The 14,692-nt window shown below is 69.2% G+C and carries 23 protein-coding genes; 19 read left to right on the top strand and 4 right to left on the bottom strand.

Annotation, left to right across the window (positions count from 1 at the left end):
• Positions 1-28 precede the first annotated feature (28 nt).
• The 16 genes from ACFYPC_RS08835 to ACFYPC_RS08760 all read left to right on the top strand — a co-directional run bounded on the left by ACFYPC_RS08835 (position 29) and on the right by ACFYPC_RS08760 (position 11,730).
• The gene (locus ACFYPC_RS08835) at positions 29-415 is read left to right on the top strand and encodes a hypothetical protein (protein ID WP_388672813.1); all 387 of its coding nucleotides are present in this window, start codon (positions 29-31) and stop codon (positions 413-415) included.
• A 9-nt stretch (positions 416-424) separates the two neighbouring features.
• Positions 425-682: a hypothetical protein gene (locus ACFYPC_RS08830; RefSeq protein ID WP_388672811.1), complete on the top strand. Its 258-nt coding sequence runs from the start codon at positions 425-427 to the stop codon at positions 680-682.
• 6 nt (positions 683-688) lie between these two features.
• Positions 689-1,282 (top strand): head-tail connector protein, encoded by a 594-nt coding sequence (locus ACFYPC_RS08825; RefSeq protein ID WP_388672809.1) that lies wholly within the window; start codon positions 689-691, stop codon positions 1,280-1,282.
• A gap of 10 nt (positions 1,283-1,292) precedes the next feature.
• Positions 1,293-1,742, top strand: coding sequence for a hypothetical protein (locus tag ACFYPC_RS08820; protein ID WP_388672807.1), 450 nt, complete (start codon positions 1,293-1,295; stop codon positions 1,740-1,742).
• On the top strand, positions 1,742-1,939 hold the full coding sequence (locus tag ACFYPC_RS08815; RefSeq protein ID WP_388672805.1) for a hypothetical protein: 198 nt from the start codon (positions 1,742-1,744) through the stop codon (positions 1,937-1,939). The genes ACFYPC_RS08820 and ACFYPC_RS08815 overlap by 1 nt, the downstream gene beginning before the upstream one ends.
• On the top strand, positions 1,932-2,669 hold the full coding sequence (locus ACFYPC_RS08810) for a hypothetical protein (protein ID WP_388672803.1): 738 nt from the start codon (positions 1,932-1,934) through the stop codon (positions 2,667-2,669). Before ACFYPC_RS08815 ends, ACFYPC_RS08810 begins: the two co-directional genes overlap by 8 nt.
• 34 nt (positions 2,670-2,703) lie before the next feature.
• Positions 2,704-3,114, top strand: coding sequence for a phage tail tube protein (locus ACFYPC_RS08805; protein ID WP_388672801.1), 411 nt, complete (start codon positions 2,704-2,706; stop codon positions 3,112-3,114).
• Positions 3,114-3,623 carry a hypothetical protein gene (locus tag ACFYPC_RS08800; RefSeq protein ID WP_388672799.1) on the top strand — a complete coding sequence of 170 codons (510 nt, stop codon included), beginning with the start codon at positions 3,114-3,116 and terminating at the stop codon, positions 3,621-3,623. Before ACFYPC_RS08805 ends, ACFYPC_RS08800 begins: the two co-directional genes overlap by 1 nt.
• A 13-nt stretch (positions 3,624-3,636) precedes the next feature.
• Complete coding sequence (locus ACFYPC_RS08795; protein ID WP_388672797.1) at positions 3,637-4,050, top strand: hypothetical protein; 414 nt, start codon at positions 3,637-3,639, stop codon at positions 4,048-4,050.
• Between the two features lie 191 nt (positions 4,051-4,241).
• Positions 4,242-6,344, top strand: a complete 2,103-nt coding sequence (locus ACFYPC_RS08790) for a phage tail tape measure protein (RefSeq protein ID WP_388672795.1) — start codon at positions 4,242-4,244, stop codon at positions 6,342-6,344.
• A 13-nt stretch (positions 6,345-6,357) separates the two neighbouring features.
• Complete coding sequence (locus ACFYPC_RS08785; RefSeq protein ID WP_388672794.1) at positions 6,358-9,090, top strand: hypothetical protein; 2,733 nt, start codon at positions 6,358-6,360, stop codon at positions 9,088-9,090.
• A gap of 10 nt (positions 9,091-9,100) precedes the next feature.
• Complete coding sequence (locus ACFYPC_RS08780; RefSeq protein ID WP_388672793.1) at positions 9,101-9,607, top strand: hypothetical protein; 507 nt, start codon at positions 9,101-9,103, stop codon at positions 9,605-9,607.
• A 74-nt stretch (positions 9,608-9,681) separates the two neighbouring features.
• A complete protein-coding gene (locus ACFYPC_RS08775) occupies positions 9,682-10,605 on the top strand; it encodes an N-acetylmuramoyl-L-alanine amidase (RefSeq protein ID WP_388672792.1) in 924 nt (307 codons plus the stop codon).
• A gap of 18 nt (positions 10,606-10,623) precedes the next feature.
• Positions 10,624-10,809, top strand: a complete 186-nt coding sequence (locus ACFYPC_RS08770) for a hypothetical protein (protein WP_388672791.1) — start codon at positions 10,624-10,626, stop codon at positions 10,807-10,809.
• Positions 10,810-10,819: 10 nt separating this feature from the next.
• Positions 10,820-11,086: a hypothetical protein gene (locus ACFYPC_RS08765; RefSeq protein ID WP_388672790.1), complete on the top strand. Its 267-nt coding sequence runs from the start codon at positions 10,820-10,822 to the stop codon at positions 11,084-11,086.
• Complete coding sequence (locus tag ACFYPC_RS08760) at positions 11,083-11,730, top strand: collagen-like protein (RefSeq protein ID WP_388672789.1); 648 nt, start codon at positions 11,083-11,085, stop codon at positions 11,728-11,730. The genes ACFYPC_RS08765 and ACFYPC_RS08760 overlap by 4 nt, the downstream gene beginning before the upstream one ends.
• Positions 11,731-11,797: 67 nt before the next feature.
• Here the strand turns inward: ACFYPC_RS08760 and ACFYPC_RS08755 are convergent, their stop codons facing one another.
• The 3 genes from ACFYPC_RS08755 to ACFYPC_RS08745 are packed head-to-tail and all read right to left on the bottom strand — an operon-like array spanning position 11,798 to position 13,436.
• Positions 11,798-12,652, bottom strand: coding sequence for a helix-turn-helix domain-containing protein (locus tag ACFYPC_RS08755; RefSeq protein ID WP_388672787.1), 855 nt, complete (start codon positions 12,650-12,652; stop codon positions 11,798-11,800).
• A gap of 24 nt (positions 12,653-12,676) precedes the next feature.
• Entirely contained in the window at positions 12,677-13,204 is a 528-nt protein-coding gene (locus ACFYPC_RS08750; RefSeq protein ID WP_388672785.1) for a DUF6879 family protein, read from the bottom strand.
• On the bottom strand, positions 13,176-13,436 hold the full coding sequence (locus tag ACFYPC_RS08745; protein ID WP_388672783.1) for a hypothetical protein: 261 nt from the start codon (positions 13,434-13,436) through the stop codon (positions 13,176-13,178). Before ACFYPC_RS08745 ends, ACFYPC_RS08750 begins: the two co-directional genes overlap by 29 nt.
• Before the next feature lie 226 nt (positions 13,437-13,662).
• Between ACFYPC_RS08745 and ACFYPC_RS08740 the strand changes: the two genes are divergently transcribed.
• Genes ACFYPC_RS08740 through ACFYPC_RS08730 form a run of 3 tightly spaced genes read left to right on the top strand, consistent with a single transcriptional unit; the run spans position 13,663 to position 14,296 of the window.
• Positions 13,663-13,941: a hypothetical protein gene (locus tag ACFYPC_RS08740; protein ID WP_388672781.1), complete on the top strand. Its 279-nt coding sequence runs from the start codon at positions 13,663-13,665 to the stop codon at positions 13,939-13,941.
• The gene (locus ACFYPC_RS08735) at positions 13,938-14,135 is read left to right on the top strand and encodes a hypothetical protein (protein ID WP_388672779.1); all 198 of its coding nucleotides are present in this window, start codon (positions 13,938-13,940) and stop codon (positions 14,133-14,135) included. Before ACFYPC_RS08740 ends, ACFYPC_RS08735 begins: the two co-directional genes overlap by 4 nt.
• A complete protein-coding gene (locus tag ACFYPC_RS08730; RefSeq protein ID WP_388672777.1) occupies positions 14,135-14,296 on the top strand; it encodes a hypothetical protein in 162 nt (53 codons plus the stop codon). The genes ACFYPC_RS08735 and ACFYPC_RS08730 overlap by 1 nt, the downstream gene beginning before the upstream one ends.
• 83 nt (positions 14,297-14,379) lie before the next feature.
• On the opposite strand, the gene ACFYPC_RS08725 is transcribed toward ACFYPC_RS08730, so the two are convergent.
• Entirely contained in the window at positions 14,380-14,622 is a 243-nt protein-coding gene (locus ACFYPC_RS08725) for a helix-turn-helix domain-containing protein (protein WP_388672775.1), read from the bottom strand.
• Positions 14,623-14,692 lie beyond the last annotated feature (70 nt).

The raw sequence follows: 14,692 nt of genomic DNA, 5'->3' as shown, positions 1-14,692 counted from the left end.
ACCAAGGCACCAGGGACGGGAGGTCCACATGCCCACGCTTCAGGCCCTCGGCGGCGACCGGCAGCCGAACTCTGCACGTCTGTCGCAGGCGCAGGCCGGCAACGGCGCCTCGACGAACATCGTCGACCGCGGGGCCGCTGTCGAGCGGCCGGCGCTGTTGGCCATCACCACAGCCGTCGGCGCGACGCCGACATGCACCTACGCGATCGAAGGATCCGCCGACGGAACCAACTGGTTCGCCGTCTCCTACGCGGACCCGTCCACCCCGGACACCGGGGCGGTCGCCACGTTCGCGCTCACCACCGCGGGCACCGCGCTGAAGATCCTCCGGCCCGGGCAGCCGTGGCGATTCCTGCGGCTGATGTACTCCGCCAACACCAACGTCACGAACACCGCCGACGTGACCGTCTTCTGAGGAGGCCTCATGGCCAGCAACGACAACATGGTCGCGGCCCTGCTGCGCGAGCGTGCCGTGTACGAATCCCGGGGCAAGACCGATCGTGTACAGCAGGTCGACGAGCAGCTGGAGCACTACGGCTACACCCCCGAGCCGGACGAAACGGACGGCCCTCAAGGACGCACGGCGACCCCGCAACAGACTGCCGACCAGGGCAAGCCACCGGCCAAGAAGACCGCCGCGAAGAAGACGGCGGCAGCTCCGCCCGCGCCGTCGACGGAGTGATGGGCGGTGGCCCACGAGTACGGCAGTGTGGTCGCGCTGAAGGAGAAGCTCAGCATCGAGGCGGACGACGACAGCCGCGACACCCTGCTGACCTCCGCGCTGGGGGCGGCGTCCCGCGGCATCGACAATGCGTGTGGTCGCCGCTTCTGGCTGGACGGCACGGCCACCCCTCGCGTGTTCCGCCTCGCTGGCCGGGTCGTGTGCGAGGACGACGGGGACCTGCTCCTGGTCGACGACATCGGCGATGTCACGGGCCTCGTCGTCGAGGCGGGCGGCGGCCTGTCATGGGCGGCCCTCACCGGATACGAGACGCAGCCCGACAACGCCCTGGCCGATGGCAAGCCCGTCACAGGCCTGCTGCGGTCGGGAAGTTGGGGCACGTACACCACGCGCGTCCGCATCACCGCCAAGTTCGGCTGGCCCGCCGTGCCGGACGAGATCACCGAGGCCGCGCTGATCCAGGCCGCGCGGCTCTACAAGCGCAAGGACTCCCCCGAGGGCATCATCGGCTCAGCCGAGTGGGGCGTGCGCAACCTGTCCCGCCGGGACCCGGACGTGTGGGCGCTGATCGAGCCGTACATCCTTCCCGGCTTCGGATAGGGGGGCGGCCGTGCAGATCTCCCTCATCCGTGACGCGATCGCGGATGCGGCCCGTGTGGTCGTCCTGCCCGCCGGTATCGGGAAGCTGACGTGTCTCGGGTACGTACCGGACTCGATCGTCGCCCCCTGCTTCTTCGTCGGCGAGGTGGACGTCAACTTCGACAAGACGATGGGCCGCGGCACTGACGAGCTGCTGTTCACCTGCCGCGTGCTGGCCGGCCGCGCCGATGACCGGTCCGCCCAACGGATCCTTGACGCCCTGCTGTCCGGTGCTGGCGAGGCCTCGCTGAAGCAGGCCATCGAGGCGGCCCGCGGCGCCCCCGGTGAGCTCGCCCTCGGCGGCCTGGCCGACGACCTGCACCTGCAGCGCGTGCAGGGCTACCGCTGGTACGAGCACCAAGGGTCCAGCTTCGTGGGCGCCGAGCTCGCCATCAAGGTCATCGGAGACGGGAACACCTGATGAAGATCCGCATCACTCAGCAGATGCCCGAGGGCGCCCAGCTGAACGGCGAGCCGTGGCCCGCCGAGGGCGACGAGACCGAGGTGCCGACGGCGCAGGGCGCACACCTGGTGGCCTCCGGGGTCGCCGAGGAAGTCGTCGACGAGCCCCGCCCGAGCCGCCGCAAGACCCAGCCGAAGGGGGAGGCAGATGCCTAAGACGATCCTGACGAACGTCCGCCTCTTCGCGGTGGGCGCGGACCTGACGGGCGTCTCCAACAAGGTCGAGCTGTCCGCCGAGGTCGAGGCCAAGGACACCACGAACTACGCCTCGGACGGCTGGAAGGAGAACCTCGGCGGCCTCGGCAAGGCGGAGATCTCCGGCGAGGGTCAGTGGGAGGCGGGCGACACGACCAAGGTGGACGATGCGTCGTGGGCGCAGCTCGGGGGCGTCGGTCCCTGGTCGATCAGCGCCAACAATGCGGCGGCCGTCGGCGGCCTGGCGTATTTCACCAACGCGCTGCGCTCGGACTACAAGCTGTTCGACGAGGTCGGCGAGGTGGCCCCGTGGACCGGCACAGCCAAGTCGTCCTGGCCCCTGGTTCGCGGCCAGTTCGCCCACCCGCCCGGCACCGCGCGTACCGCCACCGGCGTGGGCACCGGGCTACAGGTGGGCGCCGTGCCCCTGGGGAAGCGCATGTTCGCGGCCCTGCACGTGCTGTCGGTGGCCGGCACTACGCCGAGCATCACCGCGCGCGTGGAGTCGAGCGTGGACAACGCCTTCGGCGCGCCCACCACGCGGCTCACCTTCGCCGCGGCCAACGCGGTGGGCGGGCAGATCCTGCGCACCGACGGCACTGCCATCACCGACACGTGGTGGCGTATCGCCTGGACGATCTCCGGCACGACGCCGTCCTTCCTGTTCGCCGCCTCGCTCGGCATCCAGTAGCCCGTTCCTCACCCCGTCCGAAAGGGGGCCCGTCATGCCCAAGATGGTCCTGCTCGCCCAGTACGTGAGCATCAACGCCAACGTCCTGAACACCTACACCAAGAAGGCCGAGCTCACGGTCGAGGTCGAGGAGAAGGACGTCACCAACTACGCCTCGCTCGGCTGGAAGGAAGTCCTCGGTGGGCTCAAGTCCGCTGAGCTGGGCTGCGAGTTCCTCCAGTCGTTCACTGCCGCCGAGCTCGACGCGATCATGTGGCCGCTGCTCGGGACGGTCGTGCCCTTCGAGGTGCGCGCCGACCAGGCCGCGGTAGGCGCCTCGAACCCGAAGTACACCGGATCCATCCTGATCAACGGGTGGAACCCGATCACCGGGTCGGTCGGTGACGAGGCCACCGTGTCGCTCGGCTTCCCCACCTCGGGGGCCGTTGTCCGGGCGACCGCCTGATGGCTGGCGGCCCGCCGTTCTCGCTCGGCGTGGAGACGCACGACGGGCTCGCCGCCCTGACGCGGGCGATCCGCGCGGAGGAGGACGGCAAGCAGCTGCGCAAGGAGCTCGCGGCCGGCATGCGCGACGCGCTGCGGCCCGGCGCCCAGCAGGCCAAGGACTCGATCATGGGAATGGTGTCGCTCAACGGCGGCACCACACCTGCCCTGCGCACGTCGATCGCCCGGAAGATCCGGCCCGAGGTCAAGCTCGGCGGACGCTGGTCCGGTGCCCGCGTGAAGGCCTTCAAGACCAAGAACATCCGAGGCTTCCCCAACGCACCCAAGCGCACCAACCGGGCGTCCGGCTGGCGTCACCCCGTGTGGGGTGACCGCGAGAACTGGGTGCAGCAGCGCGGCAAGTTGGAGTGGTTCGACCGCTCCTTCACCGGGCGCACGAACACCTACAGGGCGGCCGTCGAGCAGGCCATGGAAGACATGGCCCGGCGCATCGCGTCCCGGGCCCGATAGAGAGCGAGCAGCCGTGTACCTCGTCTACAAGCCCGAGGGCAGCGACGAACCGCAGCGCTTCAAGTACGAGCCGCGCCGCAGCATCATGTCCGCCGAGCGGGAGATGCTCGAGCGGCGCACCGCCCGCAACTACACCGAGTTCACCAAGGACGTGGTGGCCGGCAGCAGCGTGTGCCGCCGCGCGCTGCTGTTCCTGTTCCAGAAGCGGGAACACCCCGGGATCAAGTACGAGGACGTCGACTTCGCATGGGATGAGCTCACGCTGGAGTACTCCAGGGGCGAGCTGCTCACGATGCGCGAGGAAGTCGTCGACAAGGCTCCGCCGGACCAGCTCGCCGCCGTCCTGGAGAAGCTCGACGAGCAGATCGCCGAGGCGTTCGAGGACCCGGAGGAAGAGGGAAAAGCACAGCTGCCGCTCGCCGAGTAAAGCGGTTCGGCGACGCGGCCCACCTGCTGCACATCCGGCCCTGGGAATGGGCCCTGATGACCGTGGAGCAGGAAGAGCACGTACTCGCGTGGCTCGACTCCTTCGAGGAAGAGCAGCAGAAGGCAGCCGACCGGATCAAGCAGGGGCGCTGAAGCCGCCCTCTCTCCATCAGGAAGGGGGGCGGCTTCGCCATGAGCGATACCTCACTGGTGTTCAACCTCGTTGCCCGTGACGAGACCGGCCGCACGCTGGAAGGCGTCCGCGAGAAGTTCGACACGGCGGCGGCCGGCATCGGTGTCGGGGTGGCGGCGGCGCTCGGTGTCGGGGTCGTCCAGGCGCTGGACGTGTCGGCGGCGAATGCAAAGCTGGCCGCGCAGCTGGGTCTCGGTCCGGCCGAGGCTGCGGACGTCGCGAAGGTTTCGGCCAGCGTCTACGAGAACGCGTGGGGCGACTCCGCGGCCACCGTCAACGAGGCGATCCGCGGCGTCTACAACAACATCGGTGACGTCTCGCAGGCCGAAGGCGGCCTGGAGGGTGTCACCTCCAAGGCCCTCGCACTGTCGGAGACGTTCGACCAGGAGGTCGGGCCGACCACCGCGGCGGTGGGCCAGCTCATCCGTACCGGGCTGGCGGACAACGCCGACGAGGCGTTCGACATCATCACCAAGGGGTTCCAGTCCTCGGCGAACAAAGCCGACGACTTCCTCGACACGATCAACGAGTACTCGACGCAGTTCCGCCGTGTCGGCCTGGACGGGCAGACCGCTACCGGCCTGCTCGCCCAGGGCCTGGAGGCGGGCGCCCGGGACGCCGACCAGGTCGCCGACGCCATCGGCCAGTTCGGCGAGCGAGCCCTCGCCGGGGGCACGGCCGTCGATGCCGCGTTCGAGTCGATCGGCCTCAACGCCGGCGACATGGCATCGCAGATCGGCAAGGGCGGCAAGTCCGCAGAGGACGCCCTCCAGATGACGATGGACGCGCTCCGCGGCACGGGCAACGAGCAGACCAAGCTGAACGCCGCCGCGGCTCTGTTCGGTGACCCGGGCAACGTGCTGGGCGAGGCACTGTTCGCCCTCGACCCGGCGTCCGCGGCGGCCTCGTCCGGCATGGACAAGGCCACAGGGTCCACCGACAAGCTGATGAAGACGATGGGTGAAAGTCCGGCCGCAGTCCTGGAGACCTTCAAGCGGAAGGTCACCGGCCAGCTGGCCGAGGTCGCGGGCGGTTTCATCAAGTTCGCCACCGACAACCAGGCCGTGATGGAGCCACTCGCCTACACCCTGGGCGGGATCGCCCTCGCCGTCCTGGCGATCAAGGGCGGGATGATCCTGTGGGCCGCCGCGCAGACCGCGTGGGCGGGTGCCACCGCTATTGCCACGGCTGCGCAGTGGGCATGGAACGCGGCGTTCGCTGCCACCGGTATCGGCGCGATCATCATCGGGGTCACCCTGCTGATCGGGGCCATCATCTACATCGCCCTGAAGACCACCTGGTTCCAGCAGGCGTGGACTGCCACCTGGAGCGCGGTCCAGACCGCCTTCGGCGCCACGGTCAACTGGTTCCGGGGAGCGCTGAGCTGGTTCGCCGGCCTGCCCGGCATGTTCGCCGGCTGGTTCGGCACCGCCAAGGACTGGGCGATCAGCAAATTCATGGAGCTGGTCACCTGGCACGCCGCCCTGCCCGGCCGCATCTTCAATGCGCTGGCTGGTCTGGCCGGGGCCCTGCGCAATCGGGCCTCGTCCGCCTTCCAGGCCATGCGGAACGCCGCCGCCGACAAGGCGTCCGCGCTCATGTCGTGGGCCACCGGCATCCCCGGGCGGATCGGCCGCGCGGTCACCGGCATGAACAACCTGCTGCACGACAAGGGCGCGGACGTCATCCGCGGCCTGTGGAACGGCATCTCGTCCATGGGCGGCTGGCTGTGGAACAAGGTCACGTCGTTCGTGTCGTCCAACGTCGTCGACGCGGCCAAGTCGTTCCTGCACATCGGGTCGCCGTCCAAGCTCATGGCGGACGCGATCGGCCAGTGGATTCCCGCAGGTATCGCGGTGGGCGCCGAGGACAACCGCGGCGTCCTCGACAAAACCATGCAAGGCCTGGTCAACCCGCAACTCGCCGCGCCCGCCACCACGCTCACCACCGGGATGGCGCCTCTGATGGGCGCCCAGGCCGGGGGCGGCGCCGTCCTGGTCCGCTTCGAGTTCGCGGGCGCCGACGGCAAGTTCAAAACCTTCGTCCAGAACATCGTCCGCGTCGAGGGACGCGGCAACGTCCAGACCGCCTTCGGGCAGTGAGGAGGCCGCCGCGATGGTGTTCCCGCAGACCCCGCTTGACGTGCGCATCGACCTCCAGATCAACGGCATCTGGACCGACGTCACCTCCGACGTCTACACCGCAGAGAAGATCACCATCACGCGGGGGCGCTCTGATGAGGGCGTGCGCGCCGACCCGGGCAAGTGCTCGCTCACCTTCAACAACCGGCTCGGCAAGTACAGCCCCCGCAACCCGCTGTCGCCGTACTACCAGCTGATCGGACGCAACACGCCCCTGCGGGTATCGGTCCGCGCGGGCTCCCCGTTCCTGTCCCTCACCGGTGTGGTCGCCGACTTCGCGTCCACGCCCGACGCGGCTGTCCTCGACCTCACTGGCGACCTTGATCTGCGCTGGGAGGGGGAAGCCGACTGGTACGCCGACGGCGCCCAGACCCTTATCGGGAAGTGGGAGGCGACCGGCGGACAGAAGGCGTACATGCTGCGCCTGGAGGACCGGGCCCTGATCATCCACCAGAGCACGGACGGCACCGGCGGCGCCTTCTTCGGGCGCACTCTGCCCCCGCTGCCGCGACGCGCAGCACTGCGCGCCACCCTGGACGTCGACAACGGCGCGGGCGGAAAGACAGCCCGCTTCTACTGGGCCCGCTCCATCGCAGGCCCGTGGACCGAGTTCGCCGATCCAGTCACCCTCGCCAGCACGCTGCCCACGTTCGCCAGCACCGCCCCGCTCAAGGTGGCGCCCGCCGACCTGACCGCCGTCATCCCCCGCTACCCGGTCGCGGGCAGGGCGTACAAGGCGGAAGTCCGCAACGGCATCGCGGGCACGGTCGTCGCCAACCCTGACTTCACCGCCCAGGCCGTCGGAGCGACCAGCTTCGTCGACGGCGCGGGCCGCACCTGGTCCATGAACGGGGCCGCGGCCGTCACCAACCGGCGGGTGCGGTTCATCGGCGAGGTCAGCAGCTGGCCCTCGCGCTGGGACGTGTCCGGCAAGGACATCCGCGTGCCCGTCGAGGCCGCGGGCATCCTGCGCCGCCTGGGCCAGGGGCAGCAGGCGTTGCAGTCCACCTTGCGCCGCCGCATCCCGTCCGGAGCCCCGCTGGCCTACTGGCCGCTGGAAGAGGGACGGGACGCCACCCAGTTCTACAGCCCGACTGCCGGTGTCCGGCCGCTGCGGACAGCAGGCTTCGACCTGGCCGCCGACGACTCCCTCGCCGGATCCAACGCGCTGCCCGCCGTGCAGGAAGGCGCCACGCTCATCGGGACGGTGCCCGCCCCGTCCGGCAGCCCCACCCAGTGGCACACCGAGTTCGTCTTCAACCTGCCGAACGCGGGCCCGGCGTCCGCGCGCACGGTCTTGCAGTGGACGGGCACGGGCACGGTGAAGCGGTGGCGGCTGATGCTGCGGACCGGCGTCTCAGAGATCTACGGGTACGACGATGACGACGTCGTCGTCACCTCGGCCCTGGTGAACCTGACCGGCCTGGGTGTGTTCAACACCTGGTCCCGCTGGCAGCTGTACGCCGTCCAGAACGGCGGCAACGTCGACTGGACGGTGCGATGGATCCCCATCGGCGGACAGGGCGGGCAGGTCACCACCAGCTACGCGGGCACCGTGGGCCGTATCAGCGGAGTCCTGGGCGTCACAGGCGGCTACAACAGCGATCTCAACGGCCTGCGCCTCGGGCACATCGCCGCCTTCACCACCGCCAACACGACCATCTACAACTCCGCCGACCTGGGGTTCGCGGGAGAGACCGCAGGCGTGCGGATGATGCGCCTGCGTGAGGAAGAGGCCGTGCCGCTGGTCATCAACGGCGTCGTCTCCCGCATGGAAGAGGTGGGTGCGCAGCGGCCGGACACACTCCTCACGCTCCTCGAGGAGTCCGCTAGCGTCGACGGCGGCATCCTGGGCGAGCGACGCGAGGACATCGCCCTCGCCTACCGCGACCGCATCTCCCTCTACAACCAGGCCGTCACCCTCGCCCTGGACTACCTGACGCCGGGCCATGTGGCGCCCCCGCTGGAACCCGTCGACGACGACCAGAAGGTCCGCAACGACGTCACCGTGACCCGCGAGGGCGGCTCCTCAGAACGCGCCGTCCTGGAGAGCGGGCCCCTGTCCGTCCAGGCCCCGCCCGACGGGGTCGGCGTCTACGACGAGGCAGTCACCCTCAACCTGTACGCCGACGAGCAGGCAGAGCAGCATGCCGGGTGGCGGCTGCACCTGGGCACCGTCGACGAGGCCCGCTACCCGGTCCTCAACGTCGACCTCGCCGCAGCACCGAGCCTCATCGACGCCGTCACCGACGTCGACTCCGGCGACCGCGTCCAGATCGCCCACCCGCCCGCCCATCTGCCACCCGACACGATCGACCTGCTCGCCCAGGGCTACACCGAAGTTCTGGGCCACCCCATCGACTGGGATATGCAGTTCAACTGCACCCCCGCCTTGCCCTGGAACGTCTGGGAGCTGGGGGCCGCCGACTACAACCGGCTGAAGTCGTCCGGGTCGACGCTGGCGGCATCAGCGACATCGACGGCCACCGCCCTGAGTGTGGCCAGCGCGGGCCTCCCCTGGACTACTGCCCCAGCAGCGCTGCCCTTCCGTATCCGAGTGGGGGGCGAGGTCATGACCGTCACGGCCATCACCGGAACCACTTCGCCGCAGGCCTTCACGGTCACCCGCTCCGTCAACGGTGTCGTCAAAGCCCAGAGCTCAGGTGCCGGCGTCCAGCTTGAGCACCCTGCCGTCGTACCCCTGTAGAGGAGACATTGTGGGATACCCACGGTGGCTGTCCGGAGACCAGCCCACCCCCGAGGACCTCAACGGGCTGATCCTGTCCGCCCGCAAGACCGTCACCGAGCCCCTGGCCAGCAGCAGCACCATGCAGAACGACGACGAACTGTTCGTCGCGGTCGAGGCGAGCGCGGTCTACCGGGTGGAACTGTTCCTGCTGTCCGACTCCGGGACGGCCGGGAGACTCAAAATCGGCTGGGCGGCACCCTCGGGCGCCTCCCTGGCTTGGGCTGTCCTAGGCCCCACCACCGCAGAATCGACGAACACGGCCATCGCCAGCTTGAATATGCAGACGAGGACGACGACAGAGGTCGCCTCCCTGGGCGGCTCAACATCTACCGGAGTCCTCGCCCTTGCTTTCGGCACGCTCATCGTCGGCAGCACGGCCGGCAACTTGCAGTTCCAGTGGGCGCAGAACGCCCTCAGCGTGACCAACACCAACGTCCGCGCGGGATCCCACCTGCTCCTGACTCGCATCGCCTGATCGCCAGGCGCAGCGCTACCCGCCCGCCCCGCGCCATCTGGCCGGGGCTTTCTGCATGCCCAGAAGGGGGCCTCATGGCCATACCACCGTCCGCCGCCACCTTCCTCGACCTGCTCCGCGACGAAGGCCTCAACGTCGTCGAGGTCGGCAACTGGGAGACCCACAACCGCAACCACATGGGCCCGTGGGGTCCCGTGCACGGCGTGATGATCCACCACACCGTCACTAAGGGCACCGCGAACACGGTGGCGCTGTGCCGCGACGGGCACTCCACGCTGCCCGGCCCGCTCTGCCACGGCGTCATCGCCAAGGACGGCACCGTGCACCTGGTCGGCTACGGCCGCGCCAACCACGCAGGCCTGGGCGACAGTGACGTCCTCGCCGCCGTCAAGAACGAGACCGCGCTGCCCGCCGACAACGAGGCGGACACCGACGGCAACCGCTCCTTCTACGGCTTCGAGTGCGAGAACCTCGGCGACGGCAAGGACCCATGGCCCGCCGCGCAGCTGGAAGCCATCGTGCGGGTATCGGCGGCGATCTGCCGGCACCACGGTTGGGATGAGCGTTCCGTCATCGGCCACCTGGAGTGGCAGCCCGGCAAGGTCGACCCGCGCGGGTTCACCATGGCGTCGATGCGTGCTGCTGTCGCTGAGCGGCTCGGCTCGAAGCCCGTCACCGTGCCCCCGCTGCCGAAGCCGGCCAAGCCTGTCGTCGACCTGTCGAAGCTGGTTGCCGCGGCCAAGACCAACCCGAAGGCAGCGGGCACTCCGGTCACTTACTCCGGGGTCCGCACCGTGGAGGCCGCGCTCGTCGACGCGGGCCTGCTCGCCAAGACGTACTCCGACGGCCACTTCGGCACGACCACGGTCGAGGCCTACGCGAAGTGGCAGCGCTCCAAGGCCGGCGGCGGCTACACCGGCAGCGCTGCCGACGGCGTCCCCGGCAAGGCCAGTCTCACCAAGCTCGGCGCGAAGTACGGATTCACCGTCGTCGCCTGAACCCGAAGGGGTACATCCATGAAGATCTCCAGCATCGCCAAGTCCATCTTGTCGGGGGTCGCCGCAGGCTCTGCCGCCGCGATCACCGCCGTGCAGGACAACGTCCTCACCACTGGTGAGGGCGTCACCATCACGCTCGCCGTCCTCGGCGCCTGGGGCATCGTCTACGCCGTGCCCAACAAGCAGGCCGCGCGCGACCAGTAGGGGAGCCACCTTGGACGCCGCCACCATCGGCGCGGTAATCGGGCTCGCTGGAGTCCTGTCCGGCTCGGTGGTGGCGTACCTCGGCAAGCGCGGTGAGAACGCGACCACCCGCATGAACTCGGAGATCGACCAAATCCAGGAAGAGCGCGACGGGCTCCGCAAGGAACTCGCCGACCGCGACACCCGGATCACCGCTCTCCTCGATCAACGGATCACAGACCAAGTGGAGATCGCCCGGCTCCGCGTCAAAGTCGTCGAGTTGGGAGGCGATCCATGACCCGTGCAGAACGGGCACTCGCCGGAAGCTGGCGTTGGATCGCCACCCTGTGCTGGCTCCTCGCGCTCTCGGGCGCGGCCGTCGTCGGCTGGTCCTGGTACAGCCAGCTGGCCGACGAGGCAGACCTACGCGGCAACGCCGTGAGCACGTTGGCCGGCGACGTCCGCGTCCTGCGCGCCCAAGTCCAAGCGGCGGGCGAAACCCCAAAGGCACCCGACCCGAGCAGGGCCGTCGAGGACCTGGACGACCGGGCCGAAGTGCCCGTCCCGATCCCCATCCCCGGGGAGAAGGGCGACAAGGGCGACCCCGGTAAACCGGCGCCCACCATCACCCCCTCGCCGGGAACTCCGGGCAAGAAGGGTGAGCCGGGCGACACGGTGACCGGACCGAGTGGGGACCCGGGGGCCGACGGTCCGATGGGGCCGGCCGGAGCCCAGGGCGAACGCGGCGAGAAGGGCGACACCGGAGAGCAGGGACCGGCAGGCCCGGCAGGGCAGTCCTGCCCCGAGGGCTACTCGTGGCAGACCCCAGCCGATGACCCCTACGCGAAGGTGTGCCGCCAGGACGGGGCACCCGATCCCGAGCCGACTGGCGGCGGCCTGCTCTCCGCAGGCCTCGACCCCAGCCGACGGCAGTACCCGTAGACGAACGACAGCGCCCCCAACCACGGTCACCACGACCGTGGCTGGGGGCGCTTCGTCATGCCTGGGGTCACCGCAGGGAGCCGATGGCCTTCACGATTAGGCCGCGCGCATCGGCGCCGTACACGGCCATGCCCCGCAGCTCCTCGAACGCCCTGATGTACAGCTCGATCTCGGAGGGCTGATTGATCCGCACCCTCGCGGAGACCAGCTCGACGGACACGAGCTTGTCGTCATACACGTGGAAGGTCTCACGCGGCCACTGTGAACGCAGGCTCGCGGCAGTCGGGATGACGCCGAGGGACACCGTTGGGATTGCGCCGGCGGTGAGTAGGTAACCGAGTTGCGCCGCCATGGCGTCGACGTCGGCGATCTGGCAGTAAAGGACGGACTCTTCGATGAGCAGGACGAAGCGGCGGCCGGGGTCGTGGATGATGCGCGAGCGCTCGACCCGGGCTCGCGCGGCTTGGGCACTGTCATCGTCAGGGAGCTGACGAAAGCGCGCGGCCTCGTGGAGGACACTGGCCGCGTAGCCCTCGGTCTGCAGAAGGCCGGGGACGAGAGTGGACGAGTAGACCCGGAACAGGTCGGTAGTGCGGAAGAGCCTGCCGGTGTTCTGCTGCAGCTCCGTCAGACCCCTGCGGATCTGGTCACGCCACTCCTTGTACATCGACTCGGCGTTCACCGACTGCACGATGATGTCCTGCGCCTGGGGCTTTGCCCCGGTGGCAGTGCACCACTGGCGGATGTCGTTGGCTGTGGGGGCAGTGACCGAGTTCTCGATGCGGGACGTCTTGGAGTGGTGCCAACCGCACCGGTCTGCCAGCTCAGTGATCGTCAGTCCTGCCTCTTTGCGGAGTCCGCGCAACCGTCCGGCGACGGCTGCGCGCGCGGCCTGGGCGGATGAGGATGGGGAGACGGGCATGAGCTGGCAGACCAGTGCTTCCTGTTAGTGGATCTCGTATTGATCGTGCGGGATGGCCCTGGCCCACACCTCTTCGAAGGCGCCGGCGCACAGCTTGGCGGCGGCGGGATCGTCGGAGAGTTCCTGGCCTGCCGATCCACCGTCGCCGGTGAAGTGGTTCCACCGGATCAGGCGTCCGTCGAAGAGCCAGAAGTCGTTGCCGGGCAGGGCGATGTCGGACGCGCGGCGGCGCGGCAGCCACCGCACCTCTTCGCCTGCGGCGACGTTCGTGAAGGTGCCGGAGTGCTCGAAGCGGATGTATTCGCTGACTGGCTCGGACACGATCCGTGCGCGCCGTACAACAACGCCGCGGGCGAGGGTCTCTTGGACCAGGTCGAGCCATGGCCGCCACCAGGACGCGGGGTCCACCTGGTCATGGCGGAAACCCTGGCGCCACGCCTCGATCTGCTCCCGCTCCTTGTCGACCGAGTAGACGTCGCGCATCTCCAGGTGCACCGCTGAGTGGGTACAGCCTGCGATCAACTCAGTGAACGTCGGCACGCTCGACGGCATCGCACGCCTCCCTGATCATCGGCACCATCCTGGCGGGGATACGGATCACTGCCTCGTGCTCCGGAATGCCCACCGCGTGGCCGGGCATCGTGAACTCGGCGCATTCGGCCTTGAGTTCGGGGCCGGGCTTCCAGCCTTGGAGGACGAGCTCGTGGGCCTCCTGGTCGACCCAGACTGTAGGGCTCTCGTCGTCGCCGGTGTTCGGGTCGATCCCGATGAACTGTAGGGGCATGGCTGTCTCCCTCAATGTGGTGTGCAGTTTTCTGCAACACCGTCACGCCCTGGGGTTCCAGGGTCAAGGGCACGAATCCGCCAACACTCCTCTACAGGGTGGGTGTTCTGCACAGTTCTGCACATCGCTGGCTGTGCTGCACGTCGCGCTCCTAGCTTCGGGAGACACAACTAAACCCGGCGGCCGCGTGAACGGCCCCGGGCGTGGCCGACTGGATGGAGTCGACATGGCCGACGATACGCATAGCGAGGACGCACCCGCCATCCCCGCTGCCTACGCCTGGTGTGCATGGCACGACGGGTACACGGACACTGCCCGGCTGATTTCCGCACAGGAGACCGTCGCGAACGGACGCGGATCCCGCTTCGCCTGCGCCCCATGCCGTACCGCGCACCGCCTGGTCCCGGCCGCCGATTGGAACAACATCTTCGGCGACGGAACCATCTTCATGCGGATCGCCGAGCCGGTACCCGGCCAGCACGGGGCGGAGGTCGAGGCGACATGACCGGCCGCATCTACATGACCTATCCCCTCGTCCTACAGCCCATCGCGCCCGCCGAGTACGGCGAACTCCTGCGCCACTGCACCGGATGCACGTCGTGCCGTGAGGTCCCGGACCGTGAGTGCTCATTCGCCGCCGGCCTTCGTCGCCAGTGGTCCGCGGCTGGCCGTGCGGCCCGCGCCCGGCGGGGTGTCTGATGAAGATTTGCGGACGCTGTGATGAGCCGATCCGTCCGGGACAGCCGTCCACGGAGCACCCCATCGACTCGCCGTCACTGGGCGGCACGGTCGTGTACCGGCATGTGCAGGAGTGCCGGCGCGTGCCCACCCAGACCAACCAGGCATCCCTGCGCCATTGAGACTCCCGCCCGTCCCGTACCCCGCGCCCAAGGGGGCGGCCGGGACCAGGCCCCGGCCGGACGCCGATCCCGGCCGGGGCCGCTCACCGCACGAGCTCGGAGAGGGGCACGCCGACGACGTCGGCCAGGACGAGAAGGTCTTCGAGCGTGGGGATTCGCTGGGCGTATTCCCAGCGATGGATGGTCCGGTGGTCCCGGCCGATGCGCTCGCCGAGCTGAATCTGCGTGAGCCCGGCTTGGAGGCGTGCCGCGCGCAGGCGTGAGCCGATCTCCCGGCGGCGGGCGGGCACCCAGTCGGGCATCGGGTCGAGCGGCACCCAGCCCACGCTTTAACGATCATGGCCAGATGTCTTTGCCTGGACGGGCAAATTTTCCGATCATGGGTGGCGTGAGCGC

Origin of the sequence: Streptomyces sp. NPDC005808 (assembly GCF_042871385.1) — a bacterium.
Lineage (GTDB): Bacteria > Actinomycetota > Actinomycetes > Streptomycetales > Streptomycetaceae > Streptomyces.
The sequence above is the reverse complement of the archived record's forward strand: the minus strand, read 5'-3'. Positions and strand labels throughout refer to the sequence as shown.

Bases quoted from the DNA above. Each gene is read 5' to 3' on its own strand.
- ACFYPC_RS08815 (WP_388672805.1), top strand. From the start codon at position 1,742: ATGAAGATCCGCATCACTCAGCAGATGCCCGAGGGCGCCCAGCTGAAC.
- ACFYPC_RS08830 (WP_388672811.1), top strand. From the start codon at position 425: ATGGCCAGCAACGACAACATGGTCGCGGCCCTGCTGCGCGAGCGTGCC.
- ACFYPC_RS08800 (WP_388672799.1), top strand. From the start codon at position 3,114: ATGGCTGGCGGCCCGCCGTTCTCGCTCGGCGTGGAGACGCACGACGGG.
- ACFYPC_RS08770 (WP_388672791.1), top strand. From the start codon at position 10,624: ATGAAGATCTCCAGCATCGCCAAGTCCATCTTGTCGGGGGTCGCCGCA.
- ACFYPC_RS08750 (WP_388672785.1), bottom strand. From the start codon at position 13,204: ATGCCGTCGAGCGTGCCGACGTTCACTGAGTTGATCGCAGGCTGTACC.
- ACFYPC_RS08730 (WP_388672777.1), top strand. From the start codon at position 14,135: ATGAAGATTTGCGGACGCTGTGATGAGCCGATCCGTCCGGGACAGCCG.
- ACFYPC_RS08805 (WP_388672801.1), top strand. From the start codon at position 2,704: ATGCCCAAGATGGTCCTGCTCGCCCAGTACGTGAGCATCAACGCCAAC.
- ACFYPC_RS08775 (WP_388672792.1), top strand. From the start codon at position 9,682: ATGGCCATACCACCGTCCGCCGCCACCTTCCTCGACCTGCTCCGCGAC.
- ACFYPC_RS08760 (WP_388672789.1), top strand. From the start codon at position 11,083: ATGACCCGTGCAGAACGGGCACTCGCCGGAAGCTGGCGTTGGATCGCC.
- ACFYPC_RS08755 (WP_388672787.1), bottom strand. From the start codon at position 12,652: ATGCCCGTCTCCCCATCCTCATCCGCCCAGGCCGCGCGCGCAGCCGTC.
- ACFYPC_RS08810 (WP_388672803.1), top strand. From the start codon at position 1,932: ATGCCTAAGACGATCCTGACGAACGTCCGCCTCTTCGCGGTGGGCGCG.
- ACFYPC_RS08745 (WP_388672783.1), bottom strand. From the start codon at position 13,436: ATGCCCCTACAGTTCATCGGGATCGACCCGAACACCGGCGACGACGAG.
- ACFYPC_RS08835 (WP_388672813.1), top strand. From the start codon at position 29: ATGCCCACGCTTCAGGCCCTCGGCGGCGACCGGCAGCCGAACTCTGCA.
- ACFYPC_RS08735 (WP_388672779.1), top strand. From the start codon at position 13,938: ATGACCGGCCGCATCTACATGACCTATCCCCTCGTCCTACAGCCCATC.
- ACFYPC_RS08785 (WP_388672794.1), top strand. From the start codon at position 6,358: ATGGTGTTCCCGCAGACCCCGCTTGACGTGCGCATCGACCTCCAGATC.
- ACFYPC_RS08790 (WP_388672795.1), top strand. From the start codon at position 4,242: ATGAGCGATACCTCACTGGTGTTCAACCTCGTTGCCCGTGACGAGACC.
- ACFYPC_RS08740 (WP_388672781.1), top strand. From the start codon at position 13,663: ATGGCCGACGATACGCATAGCGAGGACGCACCCGCCATCCCCGCTGCC.